Annotated in this window: 15 protein-coding genes; 4 read left to right on the top strand and 11 right to left on the bottom strand. The window is 48.6% G+C overall.

Going from position 1 to position 16,373, the window contains the following annotated elements:
• From D1627_RS02355 to D1627_RS02345, 3 genes are all read right to left on the bottom strand, one after another.
• Positions 1–5,520 carry an Ig-like domain-containing protein gene (locus D1627_RS02355; RefSeq protein ID WP_119430592.1) on the bottom strand — a complete coding sequence of 1,840 codons (5,520 nt, stop codon included), beginning with the start codon at positions 5,518–5,520 and terminating at the stop codon, positions 1–3.
• A 307-nt stretch (positions 5,521–5,827) separates the two neighbouring features.
• Entirely contained in the window at positions 5,828–6,466 is a 639-nt protein-coding gene (locus tag D1627_RS02350; RefSeq protein WP_119430591.1) for a LuxR C-terminal-related transcriptional regulator, read from the bottom strand.
• A gap of 51 nt (positions 6,467–6,517) precedes the next feature.
• Positions 6,518–7,249 carry a Dph6-related ATP pyrophosphatase gene (locus D1627_RS02345; protein WP_119430590.1) on the bottom strand — a complete coding sequence of 244 codons (732 nt, stop codon included), beginning with the start codon at positions 7,247–7,249 and terminating at the stop codon, positions 6,518–6,520.
• Between the two features lie 228 nt (positions 7,250–7,477).
• Here D1627_RS02345 and D1627_RS02340 point away from each other — a divergent pair, with 228 nt between their 5' ends.
• Positions 7,478–7,684 (top strand): hypothetical protein, encoded by a 207-nt coding sequence (locus D1627_RS02340; RefSeq protein ID WP_233555483.1) that lies wholly within the window; start codon positions 7,478–7,480, stop codon positions 7,682–7,684.
• A 60-nt stretch (positions 7,685–7,744) separates the two neighbouring features.
• Here D1627_RS02340 and D1627_RS02335 read toward each other — a convergent pair whose 3' ends face one another.
• Positions 7,745–8,821: an MBL fold metallo-hydrolase gene (locus tag D1627_RS02335; protein WP_233555482.1), complete on the bottom strand. Its 1,077-nt coding sequence runs from the start codon at positions 8,819–8,821 to the stop codon at positions 7,745–7,747.
• Between the two features lie 261 nt (positions 8,822–9,082).
• Between D1627_RS02335 and D1627_RS02330 the strand changes: the two genes are divergently transcribed.
• From D1627_RS02330 to pepE, 3 genes are all read left to right on the top strand, one after another.
• Positions 9,083–9,343, top strand: coding sequence for a hypothetical protein (locus D1627_RS02330; RefSeq protein WP_119431087.1), 261 nt, complete (start codon positions 9,083–9,085; stop codon positions 9,341–9,343).
• Positions 9,344–9,435: 92 nt separating this feature from the next.
• Positions 9,436–9,696 (top strand): hypothetical protein, encoded by a 261-nt coding sequence (locus D1627_RS02325; RefSeq protein ID WP_119430589.1) that lies wholly within the window; start codon positions 9,436–9,438, stop codon positions 9,694–9,696.
• Between the two features lie 102 nt (positions 9,697–9,798).
• Positions 9,799–10,518, top strand: coding sequence for a dipeptidase PepE (pepE, locus tag D1627_RS02320; RefSeq protein ID WP_119430588.1), 720 nt, complete (start codon positions 9,799–9,801; stop codon positions 10,516–10,518).
• A gap of 182 nt (positions 10,519–10,700) precedes the next feature.
• Here pepE and D1627_RS02315 read toward each other — a convergent pair whose 3' ends face one another.
• The 7 genes from D1627_RS02315 to bcp form a co-directional block, all read right to left on the bottom strand.
• Positions 10,701–11,156, bottom strand: a complete 456-nt coding sequence (locus D1627_RS02315; protein ID WP_233555481.1) for a hypothetical protein — start codon at positions 11,154–11,156, stop codon at positions 10,701–10,703.
• Between the two features lie 5 nt (positions 11,157–11,161).
• Positions 11,162–11,590, bottom strand: coding sequence for a hypothetical protein (locus tag D1627_RS02310; protein WP_119430586.1), 429 nt, complete (start codon positions 11,588–11,590; stop codon positions 11,162–11,164).
• Positions 11,591–11,633: 43 nt separating this feature from the next.
• Positions 11,634–12,173, bottom strand: a complete 540-nt coding sequence (locus D1627_RS02305; RefSeq protein WP_119430585.1) for an RNA polymerase sigma factor — start codon at positions 12,171–12,173, stop codon at positions 11,634–11,636.
• Positions 12,174–12,403: 230 nt separating this feature from the next.
• The gene (locus tag D1627_RS02300) at positions 12,404–13,363 is read right to left on the bottom strand and encodes a transketolase family protein (protein WP_119431086.1); all 960 of its coding nucleotides are present in this window, start codon (positions 13,361–13,363) and stop codon (positions 12,404–12,406) included.
• Positions 13,364–13,423: 60 nt separating this feature from the next.
• Positions 13,424–14,815, bottom strand: a complete 1,392-nt coding sequence (locus D1627_RS02295) for a vWA domain-containing protein (protein ID WP_119430584.1) — start codon at positions 14,813–14,815, stop codon at positions 13,424–13,426.
• A gap of 39 nt (positions 14,816–14,854) precedes the next feature.
• Positions 14,855–15,712, bottom strand: coding sequence for a transketolase (locus D1627_RS02290; RefSeq protein WP_119430583.1), 858 nt, complete (start codon positions 15,710–15,712; stop codon positions 14,855–14,857).
• 149 nt (positions 15,713–15,861) lie between these two features.
• Positions 15,862–16,311 carry a thioredoxin-dependent thiol peroxidase gene (gene bcp / locus D1627_RS02285; protein ID WP_119430582.1) on the bottom strand — a complete coding sequence of 150 codons (450 nt, stop codon included), beginning with the start codon at positions 16,309–16,311 and terminating at the stop codon, positions 15,862–15,864.
• Positions 16,312–16,373: the final 62 nt, after the last annotated feature.

Genomic DNA, 16,373 nt, shown 5'->3' with positions numbered 1-16,373 from the left:
TTACTTGCTAAGGATTGTCACGACACCTCTTTTCACCCAATTGATATCCTTTACCTCCACGATGTACAGGTAAGGCCCTTTCAGCAGCTGCCCGTTGGCGGCACGGCCATTCCAGCCGGTCTCCGGATCAGTGGTCTCGAACACACGTACACCTGAACGGTCAAAAACCTGGATGTACACGTTGTTGTAGAAGCGCAGCTCCGGAATCGTCCAGTTGTCATTGAAACCGTCGCCGTTAGGAGTGAAGGCGTTAACGATCTTCACGTCCTCGGTGGCAACCTCGTAGGCTGTCTTCTGTAGTGTGAAGGCCTTTTCGATGGTGTTGTTGTAAGGGTCAGTCGAGCGCACGCGGATCGTGAAGCTCACTTGGCCAGACAGGCCATGGTTTGATCTCAGGTGCAGTTCCTTGCCTCTGATTTCGAACAGGCTGTTGTCCGCATCGCCTTGCCCGCTCACCAGCGTGTACACGTGCTCCTCGAAAAGTGGCGCAGCTGGGTCGTCAGCGTCCGTGGTGGCGAACTCACCAATCACATCAGCTGCGGTTGTGTTCGGCTTGAAGGTGTTTTTGCTCAGGGCAAGGGCTGTTGGCGCCTTGTTTGGCTGCACCTCCACCGTGATGCTGGCCTTGTGGCCATCAATGTTAGTCGTCATTGCGGCCAGGGTCAGGTCGCCTGCCAGGGTGTAAGGGCCAGCAACGAAACCGTTGTAATTGCCCTCCTGCCAGGTTACCGCAATGGTTTCCTTCTCACCGGTGCTGTAAGTAACTTCCACCTGCGTAGGCAGCCCAATTTTTCCGAAAGTAGTTCTGATTGGCACTTGCATCGTGGCCGGCGTGGCCACAGAAACGATGTTGCGCGTAATCTTGATAACTTCGGCTGTTGCTGCTGCACCCTGGTTGGTGGCGGCATCAGTCAGTTGGAGGCTGATTGTCAGCGTACCATCGTTCAGGCCGGTCAGGTCAAGGTTGCTAAGCTGGAAAGACGCCGCTGCTACCGTACCGGTACCTGTTATAGGGGTACCCCCGTTGCTGCTCTGAATAGAGTAGGCGTAGGTGGTACCCACTTCTGCGCCTGTTATACTTACAGAAGCGTTCGATACGTTTGTTACGTCTACACGCGCCTGGTCGAATGCGACGGCATAGCCTTTAGGGGCAGTAGCGTCGTAGGTAATTGCGATGGTGTTAGAGGCTTTGTTGCCGTTTGTGGCGGCATCTGCGGCTACATTGGCGGCAACCGCGATGGTTACCTCACCATCTGCCGCAGGTGTAACAATAGCTGTGTATTTGGTTACGCTCATGGCTACAAAATCAGCTGCTGTTCCGTTGCTTATGCTCAGGTCCGACACTTCAAAACCTGTAACGCTCTCCGAGAACTCAACCGTTACCGCAATGGTGGTGTTAGTTGGGTTAGGGGCTGTGGTCGCTACTGTTACTTCAGGCTTGGTTGCGTCGTAAGCTCTAATTAAGCTTTCTGCGGCCTCATTGCCGTTTGTGGCGGCATCTGCGGCTACGTTGGCGGCAATTGCCACGCGCACCTCGCCATCAGCAGTCGGTGTGATAGTGGCGGTGTATTTGGCGTCATCCACTTTCGTGAACTGGGCAGCCGTACCGTTTGAAACAGAGATGTCGTCAAGCGTGAATCCTGAGACAGGCTCGGAGAACACGATGCTAACCTCAAAAGCTGTGTTTACTGGGTTGGCTGCCGCGCTGGCAAGAGCCACTGTCGGCCGAACGGCGTCGTAGAGGCGCGTCAGCGAGTTAGAGGCTTCGTTGCCGTTTGTAGCGGCGTCGGCGGCCACATTGGCTGCTAACGAAACTGTAACCTGCCCATCCGTGGTTGGGTTAACCATGGCCGTGTAGCGGCGGTTATCAATTTGCGAGAAGCCGCTAACCGTGCCATTCGCCACCGTGATGTCAGCGGACTCAAAACCTGTTACATCTTCAGTGAAGGTGATGCTGATGCCGAAGGCAGCGTTCACAGGGTTTGGTGACTGGCTTGCTACTGCTACCGTCGGACGCGTAGCATCGTAGGTCAGGGCAAGTATGTTTGACGCAGCGTTCATGTTTCCTGCTAGGTCTGTCATCAGGTCTTTAGCAAGGCTTACCTTAACTTCTCCGTCTGCGGCAGGCGTAACGGTAGCCGTGTAAGTCAAACCATCCTTAACAAGGCCAGATAGCGCGCCATTCATCACTGTGAAAGACTCTTTGGTTAACGTATAAACTGCTTCACTGGCTTCTACTTTAATTTCAAAAGCAGTATTAGCTGGGCTTGTAGCAGTTGTTGAGATGGTAAGCGTTGGTGCCGTCTGATCTATAGTTACCTGGTAAGCGGCACTGGCAGGGCTGGTATTGCCAGCAGCATCAGTTGCTGTAGCTGAGAAAGCGTGCATGCCTTCAGGAAGAGTAGTACCCTCGTAGCTATAGGACCATGCGCCGGTACCATCAGCAATGGTAGTGCCTATTGTATTCCCGGCTAGTGTAATAGCAACAGTTGCATTTGCTTCTGCTGTTCCTGATAGTACTAATGTAGCATCGTTCGTTACACCATCTTTTGCATCTGTGCCGTTATCAGAAGATAAAGCAGTGAAAACAGGGGCGATAGGTGCATTCGTATCTACAGTAAAGGTAAACGGAGCAGATTTATCACTTTCAAAACCATCACTATCCTTTGCTTTGGCTTCTAAAGTATATGAGCCATCTGTAAGAGCAGGAGTAAAGGTATAAGTCCAGTTACCGTCAGCGTCTGCTGTAACGGTAGTTACAATAGCAGTATTTAGATAAATTGTTACTACTGAATTGGGAGCAGCAGTACCCTTTACAGTAGGTGTGTTATCGTTTATGGCTCCCTGTGTTTTACCTGCAACATCTGTTACTGTTGGAGTTGCTAGTTTGAAGTATGTAAAGGTTCTTGCGTACTCTATGTTGAGAGCCGGATCATTAGTATAACCACCAAATTCTACAACATAGCCTAGAGTACTGGTATTAGGTAAATCATTCCATTTACCTCCGCTATGAGCGTAAACCTGCATGTAATGCTCGTTATTCCCCGAGTTGTTAGGCTCTTGCGGGTTCCAGAACATATAAGCGCCGTTGGCTGAAACAGGAGTGACGTTACCGGTAGAAATCGCGGTGCCTTTTTCCGGACCAGTTACCCAATACCATTTGCCTTCTGCACTAGCTTGGTTTGCGAACTGGTTAGTACCAAGGGCTGCATTGATGTGCGAGAAATCATCTGAGCCACCTACCCAGCCATCACCCTGTAGCTTATTCTTGATGAAGTCGCCCTCAGCCTGAGATGTGATAGTTGCCAAATAACCCGACATTCCGAACAAGGTGTGTTTAGCGGCTTCTGTTTTAGCGCCCGTCCAAGAAAAAGGAGTGGTGATGTACTTATAGAAGTGAGACTTACCATTAAGTGTCAAGCTCACTAAATCTCCCAATATAAATTTGAAGGTCCTATTAGCAGTGTTCGAAGTGGTGGTAGAAAATTGTACCGTTCTTAAAACTGACTGCCATTCTGCAGAAGAGGCAGAGCCTGTAAAAATCAATGCGCCAGTAGCTGCGTTATAGCTATACATCACTCCTGCCGGTAGTGGGCTTGTAAAGGATAAGTTGTCGCCTACTTGGAATCCGCTTTCAATGTAAACGCGGAGGCCTTCTATGTTTTCAGAACCAGTAACAACTATTTGATCATCGATAACTGTAGCGTTTGCGTAGGTAGCCCTTTTGTTTGTTCCTGTTCCAGAAATCTCATTCGGTGGAATGTTTTTAACTTCGATGGAGAAGTTTTGCATTGCCATGCCGCCATTATGATGGTGTTCATCTTCTAGTGTCAACGCGAGGTTAGCAGTGCCTGCATCTGAAGGACTCGGTGTTCCCGACAGAACAGCTGTGCCATTACCGTTATCAGTTAATGTAAGCCAGGAAGGAAGTGCACCAGACATTAATTTTAGTGCATCGCCGTATGTAACATCAGGGTCTGTTCCCGTGATATTGTATACATATAGCTGCCCTACTGTAGCAGTGGTTATAGGAGAACTTGTAAATACAGGTATAGTATTAACTAACTGGCTAACTTCATGGGTTGTTCGATCGCCATAAGTGTCTTCGGCAACAAACCTTACATGTTTATGCCCCCAATCACTGGCAGCCGGCGTCCAGCTAAAAGTACCTGAAGTGCTGTTACCAGCAGGGGTAGGCAGCGCACTGAAAGAGGCACCGCTATAGAGTGGCCCCCACGTGCCGTCAGCTTTTTTGGCTTCTACAGAAACAATACTAACCTTGTCATCTGCATCAGGGTCAGAAGCCTGTACTGTATAAGTTAAGTTAGTGCCTGGCGCTACAACGTTATGCTGGCCAATGGCTGGTGTAGGGGGGACATCAAACTTAGGGGCTAAGCTCACCTGTATTACTACAGAAGAGGTACTTTGCACGCCTTTAGAATCCTGTGCTACGAAGTTGATAACGTTTGTTCCTTTGTTGTTCGCCGTAGGAGTCCACGAGAAAGAAGCTTGTACTGGGTTGCCTAAAGTAGGGAAGGCAGGGTTTATAGTTGCGCCTGCAGGTACGCCGGTTGCTTGTAGGGTTACTACGTCGCCTGCATCAGAGTCAGTTGCCTTTATGTTAAACTGCACCTGCTGCCCCGGAGCCACTTTATAAATTGTGCCTGCAGAAGGGGTAACGGCATAGTCGAAAGCCGGTGGGGTAGAAGGTTCGGTGATTTTGATAATAAAGTCTACCATACTAGTAGCTCCTTTATTATCCTCTACAACAATAGCAGTATTGTATAGCTCTCCTGTATTTTTGTCTGAGGTATTAAAAGTTACGAGGCCAGTGGCACTATTAACAGTAATGCCACTAGGGTGCGTGCCTGGCGTATTGGATTGGATACCTGGTAATTCAGTACCATTTGCTAACCTAAATGATATTGGGTCTCCATCAGGATCATTTGCCGGTACTAAAAATGTGGCCGTAATACTGCCTTTAGGGACGTTAACTATTGTAGGCAGTGTTAGTACTGGCCCACTATTATTATTACCTGTTGTTATCTGAGTAGTAATGTTCCAATAGCCATTACTGTTGTTTTGCAAGCCAGATATTTTGTTACCACTTGTGAAAGAGGCTGTATAGGTGCCAGCATTAGCATAGGTGTAGGTTGCAACACCCTCGGCATAGTACCAGCCTTCAGAATTGTTAACAGCCGTTATTGTCAACGGAATACTGAGACTGCGGCCATCTCCCATATCGATGTATGCAGAAGATGCCTGCTTACCTACTACCATCGTAGAGCCAAAACTGGCAGTAGCCTGAGAGTATTTCACTTCAACAGTATTACCACTAACATACCGCCAAGAGATACTGCCGTAGCGGAAGTGGGATGCTAAGGCCGTTGAGGCTTGCAGCAAGAAAAAGAAAACGAACAGCATCAGGCTTAGCTTCCATTTGCTGCCACTCGTACCGGGCCGTTTGGGCACAGCAGAGTGCATACGCTTCCTTCTCTGGAAGAGTAGATTTTTCATCATAAAAAGGGTTGGTTGTAAAAGTTTAACTATATATTATTCAATAAAAAGCTGAGGAAAAATATATTATATTCTATAATATTAGAAAATATATATCTAAAGTAAAACTACATTTTAAAAGTTGGATATGCAGTTTCTTGCAATTATTTAAAATTCGACTATAAAAATTTTACAAATCTATTGATTGTTCAAGTAAGCCACAACCGGATAAACATCAGGTATTAAAAATTAAAATTGTACTATTATGATTTTAAAAGGAATAATTAGCTGGAATGCTGTTAGGTAAATTATACAACCAAACAAAAGGGGGTTACCTGCTACCGTTTAAGAATTTAGCTACTGCTTCGGCCTTACTGTTTACGCCTAACTTACTGTAAATATTCTCAATATGGCTGCGAACAGTGCCTAGGCTTATACCTAAAGCTGTGGCAACCTGTTTGTAGGAATACCCTTTGACTAAGTGTTTAAGGATATCGTTTTCCCGGGGAGTGAGGATAGTGAGGGCATTTTGGGCCATGCTGTTCTGCCTGAACACATGCAGTAGCCGCGAGGTAAGCAAAGGGGATATTACCGAGCCACCCTTATATGTCTCTATAATAGAGTGTTCGAGTTGTTCGAGCGGCGTGTCTTTTAATATATACCCATCCGCACCATTGGCGATGGCCTCAAAAAGGGTGGCTTCATCGTCGATGACTGTAAACATAAGTACCTTTACTGATGGGTGTGTCTGCCTGATGCTAAGCAGACCGTCCATACCTGTAAATGCGCCTAAATCCACATCCATGAGTACAATGTCCGGTGTTAGGGTAGTGCACAGGTGTGCAAGCGGCTCGAGCCTGTCTTCAGTAAAAACCAACTGCACATGCTCAGACGCAGCAAAGTATAACTCCAGGTTTTTAACGAGGGAGAGCTTGTCTTCTACTATACCTAACCGGATTTTGGGCGTCATGCTATAATGGTTATACTTATGATAATCAGTGTGGTTAAGTTTTAGGGGTTGTTATGCAGGTAACAAATCGCAGAACCAAAAGCCCGTATCATACGTGGGCGTATCTTCTTTCTTAAAGCAGTTGTTGTCTGGGTCGGCTGGGGGCGCATAGCTTCTGTGTATAACTTCGCCCAATATATGCTTTAAAGGCTGCTTGAAAATAGGCCCATCATAAACAAAGGTATGGAACTCCCCGTTTTCTCCTGCCGGGTCCACGGATGGCGGTAAATCGTTAAGGAAAGCTTTGTCCAGTTGCCGGCCTGCAAACGACTTATCAAGCAGTTTATCGTTAACGCATACTACTACAGCCTTAAAACCAAGCGCTATAAACTCTTCTACCAACTCCCTGGTAGCGCGGCCCCATAACGGAAAAGCTGCCTGCATGCCGACTTGCTCTAGTTGCTGTTCGCGGTATGCCCGCAAGTCCTCAAGGTTTATGTCGCCGAAAATGGCATGGGTTACACCACGCTTTTGCAAGGGCTGCATGGTTTCCAACATTAGCCTGTTATATGTTTGCATGCTGACTTGTTCAGGTAAGTATACTTTTTGCAAGGGCAGGCCTATCTGTTTCGCCTGCAGGTCAAGCAGTTCCTCACGTACGCCATGCATGGTCACCCTGCCGTTGGCACCGCTCAACGTAGTTAGCAAACCACTAACTGTATAGGATTTCTGCTGCAAAACATGATAAAGACACAACGAGGAGTCCTTGCCGCCGCTCCAGTTAAAATAGCTTATTTTAGCCAATTGATACTGTGTTAATGATCCGCAGCCTAAGTTAGCACAATCAAACCATACCGGAAAATAAAAATTATGTATACGCTATGTTCAATCTTTTACAAATGATAACCTTCCTGTAAGAAAAACTTTTCTTTTTATAAGTATGTTTAAACGTTGATGTACCGAAATGCTGCAAACCAAACAGATGAAATCACTCGTACTATAAACTGTGCTTTGAGAAGCTTAAATACATGTTTGACTAAGAAGAAAGGAGACAAAATGCCACAAGGAGATAAGTCTGCTTACACCGACAAGCAGAAACGCAAAGCAGAACATATTGAAGAAAGTTATGAGAAACGCGGCGTAAGCCACAAAGAAGCTGAAAAAAGAGCTTGGGCAACTGTTAACAAGCAAGATGGCGGAGGTAACAAAAGTGGTTCGGGTAGGAAGAACCATTCATAGCGCAAGCAAAACAATTTTTAATAAAAGCGGCCAGATTATATATCTGGCCGCTTTTGCTTTCTAAGGATAATTATTGGTGTGCGCCTGCGGGTCGTCCTGGTTTGGGTCTATGCCGGGGGGAGTGCCCTGCATTACACGGTTATGGGAATACGGCCGGTTTTGGGAGGCATGTTTTTGCTGGGATGAGTTTTTACGGTTACTAAAGGCAGCCCATGCAAGCCCCGCTGCGGCAACTGCACCCGCCACAGCCAATACCTTAGGTACGGGGTTGCTAACAGGCGGCGGCACCGATACAACACCAGACTCATCCATCACGGCTGGCTCATGCACGTAGCGCCCATGTTTGGGAACAGCCACCATCCAGAAGTCATGCACGAGTCTGTCCAGCTGGCTTTTAAGCTCACTGCCCCGCATAGGCATGCCGTGGCCTGAAGCGGCAACCTCGGGGTTCAGATCATTTAGTTTTTCTACGGAGTGGTGCGCAGAGCCCCAGTCCGGTGTGAAATATGCTGGCGGGCCATGCACTTCGCGCTTATTGCTAAAAACCGATATCGCAGACTCTGCATGGCAGGTGCAGAATGCATCTCCCACTATGAGCGTGCGGTCCTCATCCTTATAAAATGAGACATGCCCTGGGCTGTGGCCCGGAGTGTGTAGCCAGCGCCAACCCTGCAAGCCTGGCACACTGCCATCGTTGGGCAACACCTTGATTTTATCTTTTAGGTTAATAGGTTTTTTAGGGTAGGTAAAGGCCATGTAAGCCATCGCGCCGCCACCCACACTGGAATCGGGTGGGGGGTAGCTGGAGAGGCCGGTAAGGTATGGAAGCTCCAGTGGGTGCGCGTATATCGGTGCTTTCCACTCCTCGGCCAGTTCTTTTGCAGCGCCTGTATGGTCGAAGTGGCCATGTGTAAGAAGTATGGCTTGTGGCCGGTTGTCTTTGCCAAAGATCTCTTCGGCGGCCTGCTTTATTTTAGTGGCAGAACCGGGTACGCCAGTATCTATCAACACCCAGCTGCCATCTGGGTTGGCCACAAAATAAAGGTTCACGAAAACAGTTTTCAGACCCCACACCCGTGGTGCAACCACAAAGGAATGCCGGTGGCTGCTCCTGCTTTTCTCAGCGTTCGTTTCCATAAGTTCGTCTTAAGTTAAAGTATAGATCACTGCCTTTTCATACGGTGTATGGCAGTTTTAGGCTGTTAAACCCAATAGCTTACGCCGCCAGCTCACCACATTTGTCTGGATGAGCAGATTTAATGCTAAAACTTCAGAGGCATTTTGTAGTTGTTAGTGTCTGGGCACGCTTTTTGAACCTGTTTTTTTGAATTAAAAATAAGGCCAGCCCGATTTCCTGTTTTGCAGGAATTTTTTATCTTTCTGGAAAGTTTATTTACTATGGTTAATTTATTCGTACCCCCAAGTTATATGGCCGTTTACGCGAAGTGCGTAGATGCCTCGATGCCAGCTTTTGAGCCGGAAGAGTGGATCATGGAAGGCAAGGTGTACCCCGTAAAGCATTTTACCGAGCCTCTTAACCAGGGCGATGGGTTTGCTGTTACGATTATGGACGAAGATGGCATTGAAATCCATCCATCGCCGTCGCACTGGAGCTTTGCCTCAAACCGCTTCGAGCTGTACACCCTGCATCTGAACTAGACCAAAATCAGGTTTCTTACGTTAAACTATAAAGGCTGCCGTGTGCAGCCTTTTTTCATACAATGTTGGATAGCGACGTAGAAACTTTACACATGAGTGCTGAAGAATTTAATGAGCTGCCTCCTCACCTACAGGCAGAGCTCGCCTTAAAACAAGGGCATTACCTGCACCACCGCATTAAAGGCTGGTGTAAGATTGACCTGTACTGGCTGCATGATTTTTATGTGGAACTATGGTTTTTGTATGACCTAAAGAGTATAGGCCTGGTGCGTGCCCTTACTAGCTATAAACAGCTGGACCCTTACACGGAAACCATCCGGCTAAAACTCAAGCAACAGAAGCGAAACAGGTAAATGGTTATACTCTTAGCCCGTGTCCAGGGGGTAATGCAGCCTCTTTGCAGGCAACATTAAATCAAATGCAGTATCAGCCACTCAAAATTTCTAACTTTGGGTATGAGCAAAAACTTACTATTGATCAGCACCTCTACCACGCACGGCACCGGCTACCTAGAGCACGCCGAAGAGGAGGTTAAATCCCTGATGGAAGGGAAGAAATCCATACTTTTTATACCCTACGCCCGCCCAGGAGGCATCTCGCATAGTGATTATACTGCCAAGGCGCGCGAAGCTTTTGCCCAATGGGGAGTTAGCGTAACTGGCGTGCATGAGTATGAAAATGCAGTGCAGGCAGTGCAAGAGGCTGAATCGGTTTTTATAGGTGGCGGAAACACCTTTGTGCTGCTGCGTAATTTATATGCTAACAAACTGGTAGAGCCGTTGCGCGAGCGCATAAATAAAGGCATGCCCTACATGGGCACCAGCGCCGGAACCAATGTGGCAGGGCGCACCATCGGCACCACCAACGATATGCCTATAGTGCATGTAAAGACCTTTGATGCACTGCAGCTTGTGCCATTCAATATAAACCCGCATTTCCTGGACCCGGATCCAAGCTCCACGCATATGGGCGAAACCCGCGACACACGCATTGCAGAGTTTCACCACCATAACCGCCAGCCAGTAATTGGGTTGCGCGAAGGCAGCATGCTGCGCATTAATGGGGATACCGTAAGGCTACTTGGCCCTCACTCCGCGCGCGTGTTTCTGCAATCAAAGAAACCCATGGAATTTAAGCCATCCGATGATATCAACTTCCTGCTGGATGCTTATTAACTAAAATTTTTGATGGTTTGAACTGAGAAGGCAGCAATACAGCAATCGCTAGTTGCCTAAAAGTATGAAAAGCTGAGTTGAAGAATAAACTGCTTCAACTCAGCTTTTATGTTTAATATCAAATGAGAAAGGCACCCCGTTTCCGGTAGTGCCTTCTCGTAATCAACTTTAGCCAATTTTTGTTACTTGTTTGCCCGCCTGTCGTCGAGGCGTTTGAGGAGCATTTTCGTGAATTCGCGCTCGCCACGGTAAAGCTTTATAAGTTGCGTGGACGAAATTACCCGAAGGTACTTATCGGCATACTCCTTCTCCAAGGCAAGTTCTTTTTCTTTGATAGAGAACATGGTCTCTATTCTGTTTTGGGCCTCCTGCTCAGTCAGCTCTTCCACATCGCGGCGGTAGCCACTGCGATAGCCTGTAATCAGGCTGCGGCGCTTGGCTTCGTACTCGTTGTACAAAGGCCAGAATTTCTGAGCTTGATCCGCCGTCAGGCTTAGTTTATCAGTGAGATAGGCTATCTTGGCGGCTTCTACGTTTTCCCGCTTTTCTTGCAGTCGGTTGTTTTGAGCCATACTTGCTGTGCTGCCTAGGGTGATGAGTGCGCAGCATAAAATCAAAATAAAAGTATAGTGTTTCATGTGGATTAATAATCAATATCATCAAGGGTGTAATACTCCAGCTCTGCTTCGGCGGCTGTAGCACTAACATTTAGAAAATCTGCCGGAAGCTCATGCCCTTGCAGGGTGTTAAGCTCTGCAAAGTCAGTCGCATCGAGGGTGGCATAAGTGCTCAGGTAATCAACAATATCTGTATCGGAAACCGCTGCCAGGTTAACTATGGGCGCAACCGTTTGCTCGGGCAGGTTGGCAACATATACGCCAACAAAGAGCAGGAGCAGTACCAGGGGGGCCAAGGCCATGCGCAGCGGGCGCCACCAAACTTGTTGCCAGCCGTGTTGAACCTCGGTGCCTCTGCGCTCCATTATCTGCATGGGTAGCCGATCGAAGTAGCCTTCCGGAACCTGGTAGGGGTTTCGCTTTGGTATATCGCTAAGCTTAAAATCCTTCTTCATATTTTTTTACTCTGCCTGTTAGATAAGCGGGAGCCCTTAAAGTTTAATCCTGCTGTATAAATTCTTCTATTTTTTTTACCGCAATGTGGTACGATGCCTTTAAAGCACCTACCGATGTGCCCAAGATCTGAGACATTTCCTCATACTTTAGGTCATCGTAATACTTCATGTTAAAGACCAAGCGCTGTTTGTCCGGTAGCTTCAGGATTGCTTTCTGTAGCTTCTGCTGCACCTCGTCGCCGGCCAACTCCGGAGAAGATTCTACCTTTTCTATGAGCTCAGCGGTGATGTCGTTTATAGGCAGGAAAAACTTTCTGCGTTTGCTGGATAAAAACGTAAGGCACTCGTTGGTGGCAATACGGTAGATCCACGTATAAAGCTGGGCGTCCTGGCGAAAGTTGTCCAGGTTCTTCCATACTTTCACAAACACGTCCTGCGTCAGGTCATCGGCATCGTCATGGTCGATCACCATCTTGCGTATGTGCCAGTAAATCTTTTGCTGGTACTTGCGCACAAGTTGGTTAAAGGCCAAATTTCGGCTCTCAGGCTGGGCGAATTTCTCTAAAAGCTCTTTGTCTTCCAAGGTATGTCGGCTGCTGCAGTGTAAGGCGCTTTTACTTTCTATACGCCTCGTTTCTTCCTCCTAACATACAGATAGATTCCTGAAGGAAAGGTTTAACGGGCGCTAAATTTTTTTCGAATTTTATACTTTGAGCCATCAGAAACGGACAAGTATAAAACAACCGAGGCGCCAGAATACCTCCGGCGCCTCGGTTGTAAAAGTATAAAGGCAGCTGAACTGCTACTTCTTGCTTAAGCGTTTTTTCTGCTGATGGCACGCTCTGCGGCTGCAACGATGTCGTTCTCTGTCAGGCCATACTTCTCCATTAGTTCATCCGGCGTGCCCGACTCCCCGAAGCTATCGTTTACGGCCACATACTCTTGTGGGGCAGGCTTGCTGCTGGCCAGCGCCTGCGCAATACTGTCGCCGAGGCCACCGATGCGGTTATGCTCCTCTGCCGATACCACGCAACCTGTTTTAGCCACAGAAGCCAGCACGGCTTCTGTATCCAATGGTTTGATAGTATGGATATTGATGATTTCCGCTGAGATGCCTTTGTCTGCCAGGATCTTACCGGCAAGTATGGCTTTCCAGACCAAGTGGCCAGTGGCGAATATACTTAAATCAGTTCCTTCGTTCAGCATCACGGCCTTGCCAATCTCAAACTTCTGATCAGCTGGCGTGAAGATCGGAACCGATGGGCGGCCAAAACGCAGGTATACTGGGCCATCGTAATCGGCGATGGCGATGGTGGCAGCCTTGGTTTGATTATAATCGCATGGGTTGATCACGGTCATGTGGGGCAGCATCTTCATCATGCCGATGTCTTCCAGGATCTGGTGCGTGGCGCCGTCTTCGCCCAGCGTAAGGCCGGCATGCGATGCGCATATCTTCACGTTTTTGCTAGAGTAGGCGATAGACTGGCGGATCTGGTCGTAGACGCGGCCAGTGGAGAAGTTAGCGAACGTACCTGTGTAAGGTATTTTCCCGCCGATGGTCATGCCGGCGGCAAGGCCCATCATGTTGGCCTCTGCAATACCTACCTGGAAAAAACGCTCCGGAAACTCCTTCTGGAAGGCACCCATTTTCAGGGAGCCGATCAGGTCGGCGCAAAGGCCTACCACGTTCGGGTTCTGGCGGCCAACTTCCAGCAGACCGTCACCGAAGCCGGAGCGCGTGTCTTTCTTTTCTGTATAAGTATACTCTTTCATCTGTGTTTTTTTCTTCTTAAGGTCAGGAATAGTGGCCTGTTGCAGCACACCATACATTGTTTATCTGTTAAATATCTTGACGCTTGTTGTAGCGCCCGACCGGATGGTAAACTCCTGCACAAACGTAAACTTGCTTGACTGCGCGGATTTTATCCGGTAAACTAATTTATACTTTCCGGGCTGCAGCGCCAGTGTTACCTTGCTGTTATCCTCGGGTAAGTTGCATAGCCAGCGCTGGGCACCGCCATCTTCCATCAGGTACACGCTGCCGTAGCCCTGCACCTGCGAAGGTATAGCTAGTTGCCCTGGCGGCGGAATAGTAACCGTGTTGGTCTGGCCTTGCTTTACCTCAACGCCGGGCAGCGTTATGCGTGGCATAGTTAGCAGCTCCAGGTCATAGGTGCCGGCTAAGTATTTCTGGCGGCTACCAAAGCCTTGCACATACAGCGTTTGCCCGGAACCAGCCTGGCGCACAATGGCGTTCAGCTGGCCGTAAGGCATGGCCCCATCCTGGCGCAAGTATAACTCGCCCTGCGGAGCCTTCACTTTAATAACGTTGTGCCTTCCGGGCCTGATGCTCAGGTTTTGCTCCAGCACCACCGGTGTTGTGTTTACCTGCAGGTGATAGGGCACCAGCGCATCGATCTCCAACTCGTCGGGGCGGCCTTTGCCATCCAGGTAGTGCACGTAGTCATACTCAGGTGCCCCCGTCAGGGCATTCACAAAGGTCAAGTTTACGTTGGTTTCGGTTGGCCTGTCCTTGTCGTCGAGCAGCTCTACGCTAACGGTTGTCTGGCTGAGAGCCTGCGTTACGATTTCGGACAGTACGGTTTCGAAGGTCTTGATGTCTGCCGCGTTAAAGTACTGGCCAATGCAACTCAACTGCTTCTCGTACTCTGGCTCTATGCCGATGCCAATCACGAAGGGCCGAAGGTAGATACCTTTTTTCTGAAGCGCCTCGGAGGTGGCACAAGGGTCGCCTCCGCACGACTCCAGCCCATCGGTGATAAGGATAACCACGTTACGCGACCGGTCTTCCGGAAAATCACTGGCTACCTGCTGCAGCGAGTAAGTTATGGGCGTGTTTCCACGTGGCACAATACCATCTAACCGGCTTTTAATGGCTGCAGCATTCTTTTGCCCGAATGCCACTTCCAGCTTGGTGTCTTTGCAGTCGTTGCGTTCGCGGCCAAATTGGTGTCCGTAAGCGCGCAAGGCTACCTCTACGTTCGGGTAACGCTCCAGCGAGTCTACCAAATGGGCCAGCAGGTTTTTGGCGACAGCCATGCGGTCGCTGTTTTCCCACTTAGCCAGCATGCTGCCAGAGGCATCCAGTAAAAAGAGGATGCGAGTTTTAGGCTCTGGCTTCTGGCTTTGGGCAAAAGCAAGCTGTGTAGCTGATAGCAACAGCAACGTAAACAGGAGAGCCAGATTTCTGCACTGCTTTGCCATAATGCCTTTACGAGTATGTTGCCTTGGGCTACGTTTCTGTTAATAGTCAGCGGCCACTTTCACTGCCAACTGCTGCAACGCAATTTCCAGCTGCTCATCGTTTGGCGCCACACCATGCCATTTATGTGAGCCCATCATAAAGTCAACACCAAAGCCCATCTCCGTATCCATGAGGATTATGACAGGTTTGCCCTTGCCTGTGGCTGAAATAGCTTCTTCGAAGGCAGGAAGGAGTAATTCAAAGTTATTGCCATCAGCCTCCAGCACATGCCAGCCAAATGCTTCAAATTTTGCGCGTAAATCGCCCAGGCTCATTACTTCTTCTGTGGAGCCATCTATCTGCTGGCCGTTGCGGTCTACGGTGGCAATCAGGTTGTCTACTTTGTGGTGTGGGGCGTACATGGAGGCTTCCCAAACCTGGCCTTCCTCTAATTCGCCATCGCCCATCAGTACGTATACCAGGCCTTTGTCTTTGTTTATCTTTTTAGCCTGAGCAGCACCGATAGCCACAGAAAGCCCTTGGCCCAATGAGCCTGAGGCTATACGCACGCCTGGCAGCCCCTCGTGGGTGGTAGGGTGGCCCTGCAGCCTGGAGTTTAGCTTACGGAACGTGCTCAGTTCTTTAACATCGAAGAAACCGGCACGCGCCAGCACACTGTACCATACCGGCGAAATGTGCCCGTTAGAGAGGAAAAACAGGTCTTCGCCTTTACCTTCCATCGTAAAGTCGGTACTGTAATTCATCAGCCTGAAATATAGGGAAACGAAATAGTCGGTGCAGCCCAGCGAACCGCCCGGGTGCCCTGAGTTTACGCCATGCACCATGCGTACGATATCGCGACGTACCTGCGCAGCAGTCTGCTTCAGTTCGTCAATGCTTTGGTTGTGTGGATTCACAGTTTAATTAAGTTTAATATGTAGGAATGTGTTAAGATGCTGTACTAGAGCGAGCTTAGCTTTATAGCTGAAAAGCATTGCCACCAGTTCGTACAAGTGTAAATATAACAAAAAATCGCAGCTACTTAAATTGGGTAGCTGCGATTGGTTTACTTTAAAATCTGTGCGCTGTGCTCTTTGGTCTTTACTTTAGTAATGATGTCCTGTATGATGCCTTCCTCATCAATAACGAAGGTATAGCGCATGGTACCCATATACTTACGCCCATACATCGATTTCTCCTGCCAAACGCCATACTGCTGTACAATTTCCTTCTCGGTATCGGCGATCAGGGTAAACGGCAGCTCGTGCTTGGCTATAAAGTTCTGGTGCGATTTCTCACTGTCGGTACTTACGCCGATCACTTGGTAGCCCTGCTGCTGCAGGTCTGCGTGGTTATCGCGGAGGTTGCAGGCCTGGGCGGTGCAGCCGCTGGTGTTATCCTTGGGGTAGAAGTATAGAATCACCTTCTTGCCGCGGTAATCGCTTAGCTTTACTGTATTTCCGTTTTGGTCTTTGCCTTCAAAATCAGGCGCATTGTCTCCGATGTTTAGTTGCATAGGTTTTTTGATGTCTTTATCGTTAGGCGAAGGATATTTCCTGGTCCTTTTTCCAATGTTTG

It is taken from the genome of Pontibacter oryzae, assembly GCF_003576375.1.
GTDB lineage: Bacteria > Bacteroidota > Bacteroidia > Cytophagales > Hymenobacteraceae > Pontibacter > Pontibacter oryzae.
The sequence above is the reverse complement of the archived record's forward strand: the minus strand, read 5'-3'. Positions and strand labels throughout refer to the sequence as shown.

Bases quoted from the DNA above. Each gene is read 5' to 3' on its own strand.
- D1627_RS02355 (WP_119430592.1), bottom strand. From the start codon at position 5,520: ATGATGAAAAATCTACTCTTCCAGAGAAGGAAGCGTATGCACTCTGCT.
- bcp (WP_119430582.1), bottom strand. From the start codon at position 16,311: ATGCAACTAAACATCGGAGACAATGCGCCTGATTTTGAAGGCAAAGAC.
- D1627_RS02335 (WP_233555482.1), bottom strand. From the start codon at position 8,821: ATGGAAACGAACGCTGAGAAAAGCAGGAGCAGCCACCGGCATTCCTTT.
- D1627_RS02325 (WP_119430589.1), top strand. From the start codon at position 9,436: ATGAGTGCTGAAGAATTTAATGAGCTGCCTCCTCACCTACAGGCAGAG.
- D1627_RS02310 (WP_119430586.1), bottom strand. From the start codon at position 11,590: ATGAAGAAGGATTTTAAGCTTAGCGATATACCAAAGCGAAACCCCTAC.
- D1627_RS02300 (WP_119431086.1), bottom strand. From the start codon at position 13,363: ATGAAAGAGTATACTTATACAGAAAAGAAAGACACGCGCTCCGGCTTC.
- D1627_RS02330 (WP_119431087.1), top strand. From the start codon at position 9,083: ATGGTTAATTTATTCGTACCCCCAAGTTATATGGCCGTTTACGCGAAG.
- D1627_RS02295 (WP_119430584.1), bottom strand. From the start codon at position 14,815: ATGGCAAAGCAGTGCAGAAATCTGGCTCTCCTGTTTACGTTGCTGTTG.
- pepE (WP_119430588.1), top strand. From the start codon at position 9,799: ATGAGCAAAAACTTACTATTGATCAGCACCTCTACCACGCACGGCACC.
- D1627_RS02350 (WP_119430591.1), bottom strand. From the start codon at position 6,466: ATGACGCCCAAAATCCGGTTAGGTATAGTAGAAGACAAGCTCTCCCTC.
- D1627_RS02315 (WP_233555481.1), bottom strand. From the start codon at position 11,156: ATGAAACACTATACTTTTATTTTGATTTTATGCTGCGCACTCATCACC.